Genomic DNA, 16,963 nt, shown 5'->3' on the forward strand with positions numbered 1-16,963 from the left:
CGCCTATACTTCCTCTCAAATGCTTTGTAGCTGTCCGCTCCGTATTAATCCCCATTATCGCACATCTTCCTCACATAATAATTATGTGACACCTGCTCAATCATATCCTTCAATTCAAGATTAAGCAATATCTCACATACCTTTAATGGTGTAAGATGTGTTTCTTCTATAATAATGTCTATGCTTTTAGGAATTAAACAGATACTACCATACACCTTTTCTTCCTCGCTTGCAAGTACAATATTATTTTTTTCTTTTTTATTAATAATATTAATTCCAAGTATTTCCAGAATATCTCTCGTCTGTGTAACAACATGTGCTCCCTGCTTAAGCAGGTAATTACAGCCTTCACTAAGTACATCCCCTACACGCCCCGGCACTGCCATGATGTCCTTATTCTGTTCCAATGCAGCATCAACGGTTATAAGTGTCCCACTCCGCCTGCGCGCCTCAACAACCACAACGACATCGGCAAGTGCACTTATTATCCTGTTTCTTACCGGAAAATTCCCCGCTGACGGCTTCGTACCTGGCGGATATTCAGATAATATACCGCCATGAATCATTGTATCTGCATATAAGCCTATATTACTACGCGGATAACAGACATCCACTCCGCTTCCAAGAACCGCAAATGTTCTTCCTCCGGCTTCAGCCGATGCCCTCTGTCCGAACGTATCAATCCCTGTTGCAAGACCGCTCACAATCTGTACACCCGCCCTGGCAAGCTCCCGCCCAAACATCTCTGCAATCTGCCTTCCGTATGCAGAACATGCTCTTGCACCAATTATGGCAACACTCGGAGCAGCATCCGGAAGATGTCCCTTATAGTACAGAATATGAGGCGCATCATATATCATTCCAAGTCTTACAGGATAATCTGCCCTGCCGGGATAAGTAAACGCTATCTGCTTTGCCACAAGACTCTCATACTCTCTTCTGACCCATTCAGCATTCCTGCATGCAATAAGATTATCAAAATCACCATGCGAAAATCTTACATTACTTCCCGACATTGCATCCTTAAGCTCCTGCTCTCCGGCATTGTACACTCCGCAGGCACTTCCAAATATTGCCATAAGTTCCGATATCTTGGTGTTACCTATTCCCCTGATATTATTCAGCCAGTATACACAGAATTCTTCATCAACCATTGCGATATGCCACCGCCTCTCCTATGTGTGGACATCTTACGCTGCTGCTTCCTTCCAGATCAGCAATCGTTCTTGCCACTCTTAATATCCTGTAATATCCGCGGGCTGTAAGTCCCATCTTATCCCATATTCTTCCGGCAAGCTCCCTCTCCTCACTTCCAAGTCCGCAGTATCTCTCAAGCTCTCCTGCCGTAAGCTGTGAATTAAGCACTCCTCTTTGTCCCTGAATCTGTCTTGCCTGTATTACTCTTTCGCGCATATCTTCGGAACTCATAACACAATTATGTCCACGCCATACATTCCCGGAATCACTCCTGCCCCGGCTGTTATTATTAAGTGTTATCGCTTCGTGCCTTACAGGCGATACATGCACGCACATATCAAATCTGTCAAGCAGCGGGCGGCTTATCCTCGCCCTGTAATTAAGGATCTGTGCCTCCGTACAGGTGCATCTGCTCCTGTCAGGGTAAAATCCGCACTTACACGGATTCATCGCAGCAACCAGCATAAAGCGTGCCGGGAATCTGTACGTTCCCGAATTACGCACAATAACTACCTCTCCGTCCTCAAGCGGCTGCCGCATAGCGTCAAGTGTGGCACTTCTGAATTCCGTCAGTTCATCAAGAAAAAGAACACCATGTCCCGCAAGTGTTATCTCTCCCGGAGACAGTCTGCTTCCGCCGCCTATCAGTCCGACTGTTGTTATCGTATGGTGTGGACTTCTGTAAGGCGGTTGAGTTATAAGTCCTTCTGATGAATCAAGCAGCCCGGCTATGCTGTATATCTGAGTAACCTCAAGGCTCTCCTCCTCTGTAAGTCCCGGCAGAATCCCTGCAATTCTCCTTGCCATCATTGTCTTACCGCTTCCGGGAGCACCCATATACAGGATATTGTGCATTCCGGCAGCTGCTATCAAAGATGCCCTGACCGCGGCTTCCTGACCGCATACATCAGAATAATCATCATATCCTGCTTCCGCCGCCGTACTGTTATAAGGAACATATTCCCCCTTGTGCAGTGCCGTGTAATCTCCGCTAAGATAATCTATAACAGCCTTCAGCGAATCCGCACCAAGAATATCTATTCCATCAACCACTCTGCACTCCGGCATATTATCAGATGGGATTATACATCTCTTAAGTCCTCTGCGTCTTGCCTCCAGCACGCATGGCAGTATTCCTCTTACTGCCCTCACCGAACCGTCAAGACTCAGCTCCCCCATAATCATCATGTCATTAACCGATGTGCTGTCAAACATATCTTCCGCACACAATGTTCCCACAGCAATTGCAAGGTCATACCCTGTCCCCTGCTTAGGCATATTAGCCGGTGATATATTCACTGTCACACGCCTTGGTCTCGGATTAAGCCCCGAATTCTTAAGTGCAACTCTTACTCGTTCCTTAGACTCCCTGACCTCAGCAGCCAGGATTCCTCCCATATCAAATCCCGGCAGACCATTCTGCACATCTACCTCAACCGCTACAATATCAGGAACAACTCCTCTCACATTCCCACATAAAATCCTGCTAAACAAAAAAACTCCCTTCTTACCATATTCCACTGACAGAAAGCCAATTCACTATGGTAACAAAAGGAAGTCATACAGATACCCGGTTAATATAATTCATGACATCTTAATCCGCCCTGATTGCAATGTCATTTTTATAAGATTAGCATATTCCACGCATTGCGTCAATAAGAAAATAGAAAATGAGACAGCTTATAACAAACATAAACTGTCCCACTCCATTGAAATCAATCATGACCATCTGATTAGTCAAGTTCAAAATAATTACGTCTTATATACAATCCAAACGCCTGACCTACAGCCTTTGAAGAATCCATTACCTCAATTCCTATCTTAAGCCGGTTGGATGTATACAGATTAAGTACCTCTGTCTGTACACCTGCTGCCGTTGCAAGCACAAGAAGGTCTTCATCATACTCCATCTCATTCTGGAGAGTTCTGCCATAATCCTTAAGAATTGTCTCGCCTGCATCATATGTGCCATTGTCATTGGCATCAATATATATCTTAGCCTTTGCAAATGTATCACCTGCTGCAATATCTTCATCAGTAACCTTGAACTTAAGAGGGATTGTATTATCCAGTGATACCGTTCCATCCTCTGCTGTCTTCACTGAGCGTCCGATAATATCATACTTATTATCCTCAACCTCGATACCGTTAAGTATCTTAACCTCAGGAGGTGTTGTAGCTACGATTATCGAACGCACAAGCGTATTAACGAACAGCTGCATCTCCGGTCCGTCAGATTCAATCTTACTGTGTCCCGCACTGGTATATGTCACATTACCCTTTGAATAGATGTAGTAATTGTTAACTGCATCCTGACCGCAGTTATTGAAGTATCTGGCATTACTTCCGCCGTCAGCTCCAAGGGTATACCATACAGTAACATCATTATTATATGCACCGGCAACTTCATTACCATCCAGATCGTACGTAGGGATATGCTCAAGATTGAGCTGGTAGAACTGTCCGTGCGTTGTCTCTACCTGGATAGAATCATCTATCTTGTACGGATATTCTGTTACCTGCCCCCAGTTAAGCTTATTAACCCGCGTAGTATCCTTAGTGCTTCCACTCTTACTTACATCATTGAATGCCGTATATTGACCGCTAACCTTGGATATAAGACTGTTGGTGAATATTCCCGGTCCTTTCATACCGATAGGCTGCGTGAGATTCGTAGTCATGATAGGCTCATTATAATCACTGTTAGATGCCTGATAAGCCATTGTATCATGCGTGAACAATACCGAGTTACCTGCATCTATGTATGCATTAAGGGCATCTATCGCCGGCTGTGTCCTGAAAGGTGTTCCTGCCTTGCCATATGAATCACGGAAACCAACTACTACGATTGAATACTGTGACAGATAATCCTTATTCTTATCATCTGCCATAAGATCCTCAAACTCATACACCTTCATAGGAGTTACATCAAGCCTCATTCCCGTTACACTGCTTGCTGCTCTGAATGAATCGGAGAATGCACTGCCCTTAAGGTTCATGGTTGTCGTGCCTTCATATGTCTCTGCAGCTGTTGCATTATATATCTGCAGAACCTTAACTGTCCTTGTCTCCTGAGCCTTCAGTGCGAAGGAGCTTTCCTGAGCCTCAGTAAATCCGGCTCTTGTCACCTCAATCTTGAACTTAAAGTAACCAAACCATTTTTCAGGAATAGCACCGTTAAGTGTAATAGTGTACTCACTTCCGCTGTTTATCGTGTCAGGTATATCATAATCCGCAAATACCTCTCTCTTTCCTCTTACGGAAACTTCATTGTAAAGAGCATCGGCATTACTGTCAATGTAGAGCTTAATATGACTTCCTGCCGGAATCTTGCTGTCAGCCCTGATTGTAAACCTGATACTATTAACATCCTGCGGTGCGCGGTTAGTGTCATAATCGTACGCTGCCGGTGAAACTATTGTAAATCTCGGTCTTGAAGGATACGTAAGCATCTTCTTAACCTTGAAGTCTGAAGCAGTTGAATCAGAAGCCTCGGATGTAATATTGCTGCTTGCCTTACCCTCGGCGTTAAGTCTTTCATTAAGCTTAACCCTGCTCATCTTATAAATGTTAGAATCCGAGCCATCCCTCTTAGTCCTATCAATTGTGCTTCCGGCATTGTATACATCTGACATCTCGAGAAGCGGAAGCCCTGCCTTAACATATTCATAAAGCTTCTCATACGCCTTATCGGTAAAGTCATTACCTGATGTCTGCTTATTACCGAACTTACTTGTAGAAACTATTGCACCATCCTCTGTTATGACAGTTCCGTTATTCTCTGCATTTCTGCCGTAGTTAGTATTAACGTAATCAGACGGATTGTATGTTCCGATGATAACAAGATCTACGCTTGACACAATATCATCGCTCAGGCCATTAAACGCATTGACTGACATTGACCTGATGTTAATTGTGAAGTCCTTTGACTTCTTATTAATAACATAAGTTCCCTTGCCTGTTCCTTCATCAAATGACTTACTCTTAACTGTGTAATCACCATTAATGCCGAATGTCCTGAGAATCTTGTCAGCGCCGGCTTCGTTGTTAAACTCATTCCTGCCCCATGGCTGAATCTCTATAACTTCGATTGTACTCATAAGGTCATTCAGTGAATACTTACCCATGATATATCTTAATACTTCACGGTATCCATGTTTGCCAAACAAATCATCAATCTTATTAATATCACATGTCGGCCAGTCAGGACTGGCAATACTTTCCTTGTTCTTGAGTGACTGGTCCATAACATTAGTTCCGTGATATGTAAAGAAGTTATTATGAACATACTCAGGTGTTGTTGTTGCATTAAAATAAGGTGCCTGTGGTGCACTTCCGTCTGTTGGATGAAGCGCTCTCCAGAACATCTCTGTTCCCCATTCAACAACAGTTCCGTCATGGCGCTTAACTGTCATTGAGGTCTTAGTCGTCTCAATCGTACCGCCTGAACCTTCATACTGGAACACACCTGCACGGTTCTCATTCTCATCATTAATAAGATCCTCTGCTCCGTATTCCTCCATGAACTGTTCCTGTGATATTGCAAGCTCAAGCATAAGGAACTGATAGAAGCCATTAGTCCTGTCAGCAGGAATACCCGACCAGTCAGTAACAACTGCAAGATTGTCATTAACATTGCGCATGTAAAGATATAACGCAAGGTCATTACTTATATTAAGCGTAGTTGATGTTCCGCTTGTTGAAGTCCAGATATAGTCCTGTGAAAGACCTGTTGCCCTGCCGAGATTATACTGTTTACAGAACTCCGACATCTTCTGGTATGCCCTCAAGTTGCTTGAATCATGTGTCTTGGGATTAAGATATACAAAGTTGGCATTCTTAACATCATCATATGTAAGGTCTGATGCCTTAACCGTCTTAACAACAAGCTTATCGGTCATATCCGAAAACTTAGTCATCATATCGGTATCATCATTATCAGAGAAAATCATATGTGCAAGTACGTTACGGTCTTCAAAATCTCTCAGATTACCATATTCGTCACATATAAAATGTCCGTTAACATAATTCTGTCCGCCATAGAGCTGCGCAGCACTGAAACTGAATGCCTCTCCCATCTGTCTCTTTACATCGGCATTCTCACCACACGCTGCATAGAGCTTGCGCACATCACTTTCCTTGACAGGCATTGAATCACCGCCAACCCAGTATCCGAACTGTCCCATGCATATCTCAGGCACAACCTCAAGCACTACATAAGGATTATCCTTTGTATAATACTTATCATTGAATTCTACAACAGTCGGAATCTCATCCCTGCTGTCATAGCTGTCAGCACGTGCCTGTATCATTCTGCCTACTCCGATTGCAGATACAACAGTGACAAGTGCCATTAATGCTGCACAATATTTTTTTAATTTGATATTCTTCAGCTTTTTACCTAATCTGGACATCTATAACCTCTCATTCCGCTACAAGTATTACCGTAACAGCTATATTAATCATTTACAATGTACTCCGCAAACTGCTCAAGGAACGGGGCATTATCGAATCTGAATCCCTGCATTGTCATCTCGTCAAGGTCGAGAAGATTTCTTACGGATGTAACTCTTGATACAGATCTTGTATACCCGTTAAGTTCCAAAGTAAGTGTAACCTTAATCTGAACCGGATTATTAATCCCGACAACCTTATGCTGCATGGTTCCTTCACGTTCCGCAAGCTCTGTCTTAAGACTCGACTGGACAATCTCAATCTTCATCTCATCCACATTCTTGCAGAGGATACCCATTGTATCCATATTGGCGGTATTATCACCAAGATACAGACAATGATCCCTGACCATATATATTACATTTTTTCCGTCATGAGCAACGTCCTGTGTCTGGAATGTTGCAGCAGGTCTTGAATTGGAAATAACAAGATAGTTACCTTCCATGATGGAATCACTGATGTTGTTCAGCGCAATGTTGGCATCTTCCTGAAGCTGTGTCATTATCGTTGTCTTATTATATTGCTTGATTCCCTGTGAAACAAGCAGTGTAAGTGCAGACATAACTATTGCACCGACTGCAAGTGATATCAGAAGTTCAACCAGCGATATACCCTTGTTATTACCCTTATAACATTTTCTAATCATCCTCATAATGCACATCTCCATATATTACTCAGTGGCAATCTTACCTGTATTCGTCCACAATATCAGTTTGTATGTAAGACCATTGTTTGAAGCAATGTTAAACGTAAACTTAATGGATGTTGAGTCAAGCATGCTTGCGTTAGTTACGCCGCTGACAACCTTGTCAACCGTGCCGCTGCCCGGCTTAAAATATACGAGCACCGAATCCGTATCCGTCACAGTCGTTGTGCCATTCCCCGTAACACTGATTGTTAACTTGGAGCCAAGCTGCTGTTTATCTTTTTCAACAACATTGCCATCAGTATCCCTTCGGTATATCGTAAATGTATACTGTCCGTTTCCTGACGTTCTTTTAAGTTCTCCCCACCATTCACCTGTCTGCGACAATGTATCATTACGCAGCTCTGACACTGCCTGATAGAGATTCTTTGAAGCCTTCTTGGCATCCGCACTTACAAGCATTGTAATCCCATACGTGGCACTCGCAGCCATAATTGCAAGAATTGCGACAACAACCACTAACTCAATAAATGTTACGCCTTTGTTGTTATCTCTCAATTTTCCCTTACTTTTCCTACAAGTCATAATCTTCACTCACCCATCAGCCAATAATTAGTCTACATCCGTTTTCTTCCAGTTATTAAAGTATACAAGCTGGTTATATTTGATACTCTCAATTGATATCTTATCATTGATTGAACCGCCGCTGCCTCCTGAACCGCCTCCGGTTCTTGTGCCTCTGAATACTTTAATGAGCTTATCTGCATTCTCATCCGAGACCTGCTCACATATGCTCTCTATAAGACTTGCCGCACTGATTGTATTAATAACATTTACATCTGACTTAATATTAATATTACCGTTAGATGCATCTGTTGCAAGCGCAATTACAAGTCCGTCAAAATCAGCATTAATATTAACATTACCTATTGAAACAATTATACCGCCCTTGAATCCGCTTGAAGCTGTATATGTATATCCGCCGTTGGCAATGACAATTGCATACTCATTGTTGCCGTATTTTCTTATATTACCGCCAAGACTGGATACACCCTCGCCTGCCGTTGCCTGTGACGCCGTTACTATATCCGGACGGCTTACAACTCTTTCACCTACACTGCTTCCGTAACCCAGTACAGTATTATAGTTAACTGTTCTTCCTGACTGTCCTGTAAACGGAATCGGAATACCTCCCGCAAAATCTGTTGCATTCGTGCTGTAGGATGACATATCAAGTACTGTCGTAAGTGATTTGAATCTGTTCTTAAGGTCATTAGTAACAAGCTGCTGTGCATCATCTGACAAAGGTGCCATAGATACTGCAGCTCCTACAGAAGCATTAGATCCTGTGACCTCCGCACTTACGATAACACCTGATGTTGTTACACTGCCTGAAGCATTGACAAAACCTGTTGTCTGCTGGTCAAGGTCTTTGAGGTTAACCTTTATAAGATTCTGCATATAATTCTTCTGTGCAGTTGCTTTATCTGCATCTGTACCGGAGATTCCGAGACCTGTCAGCTTTGTTTCAAAGTCAGTATCTGAACTCAGAATAAGATACATATAATCCGAAGCCGCCTTGGCATCCTTGAAATTAAGATAGATAAAATACTGTCCGTTAACAGCCTTCGTCACATATGGCATTGAGTCATCAAGAAGTGACTTGGCAAAATACTCATTCTTAAGATAAGTAGCAAGTGTTGTTCCGTTAACTCTTGAAATATCCGAACATGGGTTACCGACAACTGATCCTGCCGCATTATTCACTACTGTAGGCGGAACAAGATAAGCTTCCTGGTCGCCCTTGAATGAAAGTGACTCACCTGTCCTGTAAGGCTCCTCCGTTGTTCCGTCATACACGATATATGAACGTCCCGCAAGATATATGTAAGATGTTCTGAGTGTAAGATTAGAATGTGCCCCATTAACTATGATAGCACTACTCTCATCCTTGTTAAGATCGCTTATACCGCTGTTACTGTATCCGCTGTACTGGCCACCGATACTTACCTTGCTTGATGCACCGTTAATCTTAAGGTCGTTCTTTACAAATGTCTGGCCTTCAAGATTAAGTTCAACGCCATGGCATGGCTGCTCATATCCGCCAACTCTGTAATTCTTTGGAATAATAATATTATTGCACCACAGCTGTGTCGAACCTGAGAATGTAATCTGTGTCTGCTTCTCCGTTGTGACATCACTGTTAGTAATTACCTGCTCTCCGATAAATCTTGTACGGCTGCTGTCACCGAATACGATTCCGCCGCCGCCTGCATATACATTACCGTCGATAAGCACCTGCTTATTGTTATCAATTATAATTCCGTTGTCTGCAATAAGGCTGAATGAACCCATTGCCGGAACATTATTGATGGACTGTGCGCTGGAACTGAAATTAATATCTGATATAGGAAGCATAATACCTATATCATATGTAAGCTCTGACTTATATCCGTCATCTGTAATATATTCAACCTTCACATCATCGGCGTTGAATATATACAGTGATGTACTGCTGTAATCTATAGTATAGCTGCAGGTTCCGACTGATGCCACATAAGGATGTCTGTAAGTTCCTGCCGTGATTGCACTGTTAACCGCATCAATAGTTATATCAACACCAATATATGAATTAATAAGCTTCCTGAACTTGTTAGAGTCAAGAGGCATAGGAGATGTCTCGTTAAAGCTTCCGTCAGTAAGGTCATTTACAACCTTAGCCATATATTTTTTACGGAGTTCAACATCGGCATTGGAAAGTCCGGGGAACGAACTTGGATCCCTGCTGACCGAATAGTTGGTCCATGAAGGGTCGTCAGAGCCGGGAACATCGTTCTTCTGTGAACGTACCATTGTATCCATGACATCCTTATATGCAGCTTCAAGTGCATCCATGCTGACCATTCCAAGTTCTGAATAAATCTCATCAACGGCCTCTTCACATGAGTAAAATGTCTTCTTGGCTTTCTTATCAACTACCTTCATCTTAAGGTTAACCATTGCACCTGCTATCGCAACACTTCCGAGCACAGCGATAAATGCAACGACAATAAGCACAACAACAAGTGTTGCGCCTGAATTGTTTTTATGGAATTTCTTAAAAAAAGAATTATTGCTAAACTTTGATTCTCTCATGGGCTAATTCTCCTTCGTTGAAGTTAGAGTCATATAAGGAGTAGTTCCCGCTGCCGGTTTTCTGCCATTCTCCTCGGCCCAGATATTAACTGTTACTGTGTACAGATATCTCTCTTCGTCCTCATCATAATTCTGTGTTATGCCGTTAGGTTCACTTGAGCCGTCCCAACCGTCAACATCAGAGAACACATTAAGACCATTGTTACGAAGCTTTGTCGTACCCGATGACTGCACACCATTAATAAATATATTAGCTGTATCGAGCTTAATCTGTACATTAGTTCTGAAAGCATCACGATCCGCAATGTCTGAATCATTGGATGCAACGTACTGCTCAATAAGGAATACATTGGCTTCCTTGCCTGCCGGAAGCATTCCTCCGCCATTCTTATGCATATTTATATATACTGAGTCGGTTGAAGTATTACCGCTTGAACCATACTTACGGTCATATGATGTGTAGAAAATATATACATCCTTAAAGCTGTCAGATGCAATATCTATTCCGTTCTGTTCAGGAAGCGTGTATTGTTTGATGAATACATCCCCCTGTGTGCTCTCAACCTTGCTGCCGCTGCTTAGATCAATTATATCGCCATCATTATTAACCCTGTACTGGTCATTGCCATAAGCATCCTTCTCTCTGTAATACTTAACATAGAGTACGGGCTGCTCATTATACTTTGAAGTCGTTGCGTCATATGTGATATTTACATCAACAACAACAACTTTCTTGATACCTGAGAGCTTAGATACATTAGTCTCTGTAGATGTCTGTTCTCTTGCAACCAGATTACCATGTGCGTCAGTTGAAGCCGGATTCACTATTGAAGAACGGCTTGGAAGGATAGTCTTAATACTTGTGTCATATCTGTATATCTCTTCCATAAGCACATAATTTTTCGTATCCCTGACTTCAGCGAATGCAGGCATACTGTAATCATTTACATTCCATGCTGAACCCGCACCTGTTCCTGCAATATCACCTTTGTTAGGGCTAAGAATTGTCTGGACATAATAGTTAATATTATTAGAGCCCTTATAGCATGCAAGACCGTCTGAATCCTTATTAACAGAAGTTCCTGTATATGTAGCCATTGTCAGATCATAGGAATAATGATTATTCGACAGCTTTGATGCCCTGGCATCATACACGCCTGTCGTAGAATCGTTGATAGTAAGCGGGGTAACAATACCGGCATCCGCATTAGCCGCTATTGTATCCCCATTACCTTTGAGAAGCTCATCAATACTAAGAGCTTTGCAGCGCTCGATGACCTTCTGGCCTATTGCATTGGCCTCTTCGACCTTACGGGCGTTAGCATTAATCTTAGATGATGTTGCAAATGTAGTAAGCATTGGCAGCGTCATTATAGCGAGTATAATCATCGCTACCAATACCTCTACGAGTGAAAATCCCTTATTATTCTTATTATTCCTATTACCGGCTTTTAACCTCCGCATTACACGGCTTAATTGTCCGTTAATATGGTGTCTCATACATACTCCCTTGTCTTACTTACTGAAATATTGTTACATTACCTGTTCTGTTAGCAATCTTGACACGGCTGCTCTTTGTATCATCATTGCATACCTTGATATTAAGAGGCATATCAGTATCATTGGTTACGCTGAGGTTAATGCTTCCCGTATCCTGTGAATCAATACGAGGTGAGCTCATGATAAGCATATCCAGAGTATTGCCCGGTTCAAATGACGTACCAGCGTCATAATTAGTAAGTGGGTATGTCTTCTCACCAATCTTATACTGAACCTTATATGCTCCCGCTGTGCCAGAGAATCTTACCGATACATCAAGCTGTGCATTACTGTTGGCAGTAAGTACAGATTCTCTTGTCATATCATTCTTCTTACCCATTATTACAGAATCAACATCTGAGTTAGCTGAGTTAAGGAGAATGTAGTAGTCATAATTACTGAGAATGTAATCGCCGTTATTATCAGCCACATCAATTCTTGTTGAATCAAATACACTTGAATTGAAAATGTTATCAGTTCCAACCGGAAGGCTGAATGTAGGACTTACATGCTTACGCTCACTTCCGACAATTGCATATGTTGCAATTGATGCTGTTCCGGTAACAAGACCGTCTTCTACATTGTATGACATCGATATTGACTCGATTGAATTCTTGCTATAGTAATTATTGATATAATCAATCATCTGCTTCCACTGTGAATATTTGGCCTGATAAGATATCGTCAGTGTAGTCTTGTAACCCTTCAGGTCAGTCTTATATACATTACCGCCTGATGTATTGGATGGGTTAGATGACCTTACCTTCCCGAATGTATACACATTAGCAGCGTCTGAGAATGTAACACCCTTAACCCATGCACCTGTAATCTTCTCTACCTTATTAAGGAAGTCAAGCTGGTCATCCTGATTAGTACTGCTGCTGTAGTTAGCAAATACTGAATTATATATCTTCTTATAATTAGCTGTATCATTCTCGTATTTGGTACGATTCTTAGTCTTCTCGATAAGATCCTTCTGCACCGAATGAAGCTTAGTAGCCTCTGTCTGATACTGTACTCTCATATCAGCGAGCTTCTGATATCCGAGAAGATATGATGCTGCAATAATTCCCGCAGCAACAACAATCATTATAAGCTTTTTATCTCTGTCGCTTATCTCAAGTGACATATTCATATTGCTTAAAAATTTGAATTTATTCTTCATTACCGCACTCCCCCTTATCTGGCTTTAGTTGCACCGGCTGCCTGTGTTGCCGCAGGTGTTGCAGCCGAACCGGTCTGTCTCTGTGCTGACTGTGTTGCTGCTGCCACACTCGGAGATGTTACAGTCTTCTTCTGGCTGGACGCCTTATCTGACTGTGTTGCTGACTGTGTCGGATTGAGTGACGCATCAAGTGTGAATGTACATGTCATTGAGAATGTAATTGACTTAACGCCCTCGTTATCTTCTACTTCTGCTTCACTTCCTATCAGTACATCCTGAACATTCTTAACCGACTTCAATCTCTGGACAAGGAGTGCAAGTGAACTCTTGCTGCTTGTTACACCTGACATTGTAACCTCACCGCTGTTAGAGCTCATACTCTTAATCGTAACATCTGATGGAAGGTTCTGCTCAAGTGAAGTGATAAATCCTGCAAGAGAATCGTTATTGTTATATGTAAGAATCTGGAATGCAAGAGCATCTGCAGCCGTATCCTTAGCTTCATAATATGAATTAACAACACTCTCTATGCCCTTAACCTGATTAACACTTGACTGTGCCGAATCTCTCTCTGCCTTGGCAGACATCATCATTGCAAATGAGCTTACGATAAGAACTACCGAACCGACAATCGATGCACCCAGAATAACCTTGAATATTCTGATATCATCCTTACTCTTAACTTCATCCTGTACCGAACGTGGAACAAAATTAACAGGCTTAAGAAATGCACCTATATTGATGATATATGTTGGAATAGTTACTGCTTCTACATATGTCTTCTTATCCGTAACTATGCCGGCAAGCTCATCAATTGATTCAATAGGAAGCTTAAGTTCATTAGTGAACAGTTCCTTGAATCCAAGCATTGTTGTAGCATTACCGATTATATATGCTTTTTCTATAGGACGGTTGGAATTACGTGTAACATAGTAATCGAGAATACGGTTTACGTTAGTTACAAGATAATTAAGTGACTCCGTTACAGGGTCTCCGTCAAAGCTTGCATGAATAAGCTGCTGATCCTGAAGCATCTTAAGTGCAGGGTCATACTTTATCCTCATGCTGTCCATAAGTGCATTAACGACAACCGACTTACCGTAAGGTATCGTTCTCTGTAACTGAAGTACATTATTATCAAGAATATTAACTATAGTCGCGTCATTCTCGACCTGAATAACGATACTTGGCGAATTATCTACCTGAAGCTTAAGTGTCTGATATGTTGAGTTACCTACATAGTCAATCGCCTTAACTTCAAGTCCGAGTGAACCGGCAAGATCGTAATATGCATTAATCATTGCCTCAGGCATCGCCATTACAAGCACTTTTATCTTAGTATCCTGATTCTCATATTCTAACTTCTCAAGGACTTCAAAGTTGATAATATATTCATCAAGATTAACCGGGAAATATTCTGACGCATTCGTCATAATAATATCTGCAATCTTATTATTCTTAACATTAGGAATAATTACCTCTTTGGTTGCCACCTTAGAAGATGCGATTGAAAATATTGCCTTCGTACTCTCCATTCTGTTCGAGTCAATAGCAACCTTGATAGCCTTTGCAAGTTCTGCTCTGTCTCGTATCGTACCATCATTGTAACATCTCGGTGGTGTTGGAACTGTAACTGCCTTATGAATCGTAGTCAGCTTATTGTTCTTTCTGGACAACTCACAGATTTTGATATATTCATTGTTAATGGATATACTGAGAGTCCTATTCCCTTTATTGGCCATTATGTATCCTCCCTCGCCACTTATAATCAGTGTGGCATATTATTATGTCGGACTTGCGCCCATATTTTTTATATTAACTGTCCGTCCGGACTGCAAAAGATGCTTACTTATAACACATCAGTGCTTAATCCTGACTTATTAATGACAGTATATTTCAGATTCATATACGGAAAATATTCTAAAGACATCTTAACTAGAATATCAGGTTAATATACCATTGTATAAATGTATTTCCCCACAATGCCGCAATCATAATCCCCGCAGCAAGATAAGGTCCGAATGCAAGCATGTGATTATCCCCGCTCATGCGCATTCTCACAGAATGAATAACTGCACCGAGTATGCAGCCAGCCAGAAATGCCAATATAATGCATTTCCATCCAAGAAACAGACCTGCCGCCGCCATAAGCTTAATATCACCGCCGCCAAAACAGTCAGCGCCAATTATAAGTCTTCCGGCATACAGACAAATCAGCATAAATATACTTACAGCAAAAAATCCGATTATGTGTTCCCACAATCCCATCGGATAATCTATTATTGTCTTAATCAGACCCAGCACTCCGATTGTAACATTAAGTCCAAACGGAATCTCATATGTGCGCCAGTCAATAACAGCTATTGCCAGCAGAATAGTGAACAAAAGGCAAGTTAATATGCTGGTCCAAGTTAACCCCAGATTAGCGAATATAAACACATACCCGAACCCATTGGCCGCCTCGACCAAAGGATATTGTGCCGATATTCCGGCACCGCAGTGCCTGCATCTCCCCCTCAGAATAATGTAGCTTACCAGTGGTATGAGATCATACCACTGGATTTGGCTGCCACATGTCATGCAGTGAGACCTGTGTGTTGCGATATTCTCTTTTAACGGAAGTCGGCATATAAGCACATTAGAGAAACTTCCTATGACTATTCCGTAGAGGAATATTATTACATACAGGATAAACTCTGCCAGCATATTATTGTTACCTTTTAATAGAATTTATTACTTAGATACCATAGATACCTTGTTCTTTGCAGCTGATACAGTAGAACCACCAGCATTGTATACACCTACTTCAACTGCACCTGTTGAAAGGACATGAATCTCAAGTGTTCCTGAAGTACCTGACTTTGATGTCATCTTTGTATCACTTGTGATAATTGTACCAAACTCTGTTGAAAGTGAGCCATATGTTCCATTAAATGCAAGATTAGCACCATTTGCGCCAGAAGCAACTGTTACTGAACCTGTTGTAGGAACTGTTGATGAATATACATTCTCATCTGACATTGCTGTTACTACTGCCTGACGGATTGAATCAAGGTTCTGAAGATCCTTTGACTCTCTTGACTTCTCAATGTTGCCAATAAGTGTAGGAGCAAGCACACCTACAAGTACTGCCATGATGGCAATAACTACGATAAGCTCTACAAGTGAGAAACCTTTGTTGTTCTTCTTTGCTTTCTTGAATCTCTTCATAATTAAAATCCTCCATATACCCTTATGTATTTGTTATTTATTATAATCCCCTCACAGGCCGCCGGGTAAACGTCCGGGGAATATAATCTGAATTATCTGAGTGCGAACAGCTTACGCCTGCCCGACTCATCCGTGTAAGTATATGTGCTGTCTCCGGTCACATATTCACACACTATCGGATGACCTCCCTGAGTCTTGGTCACAAGAGTCTCAACCGTGCCATTCCTGCTTATTCTTACGTACACTTCCGCATTCCCTGCCACCCTGCTTACAGGTCTGAATGCGTGGTGTGTGGCAAATCCCAGGGATGTATTAAGATATCCGCTCAAAGCAGAACATCTCTCATCACGTCCTGTCATAAGGTCTTCAAGTGTAATGTCAATTGCATCATCACCGTCCCTTATCTGATTCTCTATCGTGAAGTCATTGTCCATGGCTTCTTTGATAATATCGGCAGCTTCATTGAGCATGTCTATATCCCGCAGTTCTCTTTTATATTCAAGTGAACGCCACCAGAATGTCCCTGCTGCCATAACACACATTAATATAATAAGCAGTACCGCCAATATTGTTCCTATAGCTGATAACTTTCTGTTACCGTGAACATCTTTCATATA

12 protein-coding genes are annotated in these 16,963 nt (G+C 41.9%); all 12 read right to left on the reverse strand.

Translation table 11 applies throughout. The features are described from left to right. Window positions 1–44: 44 nt before the first annotated feature. Window positions 45–1,154: a DNA-processing protein DprA gene (dprA, locus tag NQ488_08500; protein UWN94627.1), complete on the reverse strand. Its 1,110-nt coding sequence runs from the start codon at window positions 1,152–1,154 to the stop codon at window positions 45–47. Then, a complete protein-coding gene (locus tag NQ488_08505; GenBank protein UWN94628.1) occupies window positions 1,147–2,691 on the reverse strand; it encodes a YifB family Mg chelatase-like AAA ATPase in 1,545 nt (514 codons plus the stop codon). The genes dprA and NQ488_08505 overlap by 8 nt, the downstream gene beginning before the upstream one ends. Before the next feature lie 239 nt (window positions 2,692–2,930). Then, on the reverse strand, window positions 2,931–6,611 hold the full coding sequence (locus NQ488_08510; GenBank protein ID UWN94629.1) for a DUF5057 domain-containing protein: 3,681 nt from the start codon (window positions 6,609–6,611) through the stop codon (window positions 2,931–2,933). A 44-nt stretch (window positions 6,612–6,655) separates the two neighbouring features. Then, window positions 6,656–7,303 (reverse strand): prepilin-type N-terminal cleavage/methylation domain-containing protein, encoded by a 648-nt coding sequence (locus tag NQ488_08515; protein UWN94630.1) that lies wholly within the window; start codon window positions 7,301–7,303, stop codon window positions 6,656–6,658. Between the two features lie 18 nt (window positions 7,304–7,321). Further along, window positions 7,322–7,882 (reverse strand): prepilin-type N-terminal cleavage/methylation domain-containing protein, encoded by a 561-nt coding sequence (locus tag NQ488_08520; GenBank protein ID UWN94631.1) that lies wholly within the window; start codon window positions 7,880–7,882, stop codon window positions 7,322–7,324. Between the two features lie 27 nt (window positions 7,883–7,909). Next, window positions 7,910–10,432, reverse strand: a complete 2,523-nt coding sequence (locus NQ488_08525; protein UWN94632.1) for a hypothetical protein — start codon at window positions 10,430–10,432, stop codon at window positions 7,910–7,912. Between the two features lie 3 nt (window positions 10,433–10,435). Next, entirely contained in the window at window positions 10,436–11,932 is a 1,497-nt protein-coding gene (locus tag NQ488_08530; GenBank protein UWN94633.1) for a type II secretion system GspH family protein, read from the reverse strand. Window positions 11,933–11,951: 19 nt separating this feature from the next. Continuing rightward, a complete protein-coding gene (locus NQ488_08535) occupies window positions 11,952–13,136 on the reverse strand; it encodes a hypothetical protein (protein ID UWN94634.1) in 1,185 nt (394 codons plus the stop codon). A 14-nt stretch (window positions 13,137–13,150) separates the two neighbouring features. Next, complete coding sequence (gene pilM, locus NQ488_08540) at window positions 13,151–14,878, reverse strand: pilus assembly protein PilM (GenBank protein ID UWN94635.1); 1,728 nt, start codon at window positions 14,876–14,878, stop codon at window positions 13,151–13,153. A gap of 193 nt (window positions 14,879–15,071) precedes the next feature. Continuing rightward, window positions 15,072–15,842, reverse strand: coding sequence for a prepilin peptidase (locus NQ488_08545; GenBank protein UWN94636.1), 771 nt, complete (start codon window positions 15,840–15,842; stop codon window positions 15,072–15,074). 27 nt (window positions 15,843–15,869) lie between these two features. After that, on the reverse strand, window positions 15,870–16,346 hold the full coding sequence (locus NQ488_08550) for a type II secretion system GspH family protein (protein ID UWN94637.1): 477 nt from the start codon (window positions 16,344–16,346) through the stop codon (window positions 15,870–15,872). A gap of 92 nt (window positions 16,347–16,438) precedes the next feature. Further along, window positions 16,439–16,960 carry a hypothetical protein gene (locus tag NQ488_08555; GenBank protein UWN94638.1) on the reverse strand — a complete coding sequence of 174 codons (522 nt, stop codon included), beginning with the start codon at window positions 16,958–16,960 and terminating at the stop codon, window positions 16,439–16,441. Window positions 16,961–16,963: the final 3 nt, after the last annotated feature.

Origin of the sequence: [Bacteroides] pectinophilus (assembly GCA_025146925.1) — a bacterium.
Lineage (GTDB): Bacteria > Bacillota > Clostridia > Lachnospirales > Lachnospiraceae > Bacteroides_F > Bacteroides_F pectinophilus.

Coding starts and splice junctions, on each gene's coding strand:
- dprA (UWN94627.1), bottom strand. CDS start 1,154: ATGGTTGATGAAGAATTCTGTGTATACTGGCTGAATAATATCAGGGGA.
- NQ488_08510 (UWN94629.1), bottom strand. CDS start 6,611: ATGTCCAGATTAGGTAAAAAGCTGAAGAATATCAAATTAAAAAAATAT.
- NQ488_08515 (UWN94630.1), bottom strand. CDS start 7,303: ATGAGGATGATTAGAAAATGTTATAAGGGTAATAACAAGGGTATATCG.
- NQ488_08520 (UWN94631.1), bottom strand. CDS start 7,882: ATGACTTGTAGGAAAAGTAAGGGAAAATTGAGAGATAACAACAAAGGC.
- NQ488_08525 (UWN94632.1), bottom strand. CDS start 10,432: ATGAGAGAATCAAAGTTTAGCAATAATTCTTTTTTTAAGAAATTCCAT.
- NQ488_08530 (UWN94633.1), bottom strand. CDS start 11,932: ATGAGACACCATATTAACGGACAATTAAGCCGTGTAATGCGGAGGTTA.
- NQ488_08535 (UWN94634.1), bottom strand. CDS start 13,136: ATGAAGAATAAATTCAAATTTTTAAGCAATATGAATATGTCACTTGAG.
- pilM (UWN94635.1), bottom strand. CDS start 14,878: ATGGCCAATAAAGGGAATAGGACTCTCAGTATATCCATTAACAATGAA.
- NQ488_08545 (UWN94636.1), bottom strand. CDS start 15,842: ATGCTGGCAGAGTTTATCCTGTATGTAATAATATTCCTCTACGGAATA.
- NQ488_08550 (UWN94637.1), bottom strand. CDS start 16,346: ATGAAGAGATTCAAGAAAGCAAAGAAGAACAACAAAGGTTTCTCACTT.
- NQ488_08555 (UWN94638.1), bottom strand. CDS start 16,960: ATGAAAGATGTTCACGGTAACAGAAAGTTATCAGCTATAGGAACAATA.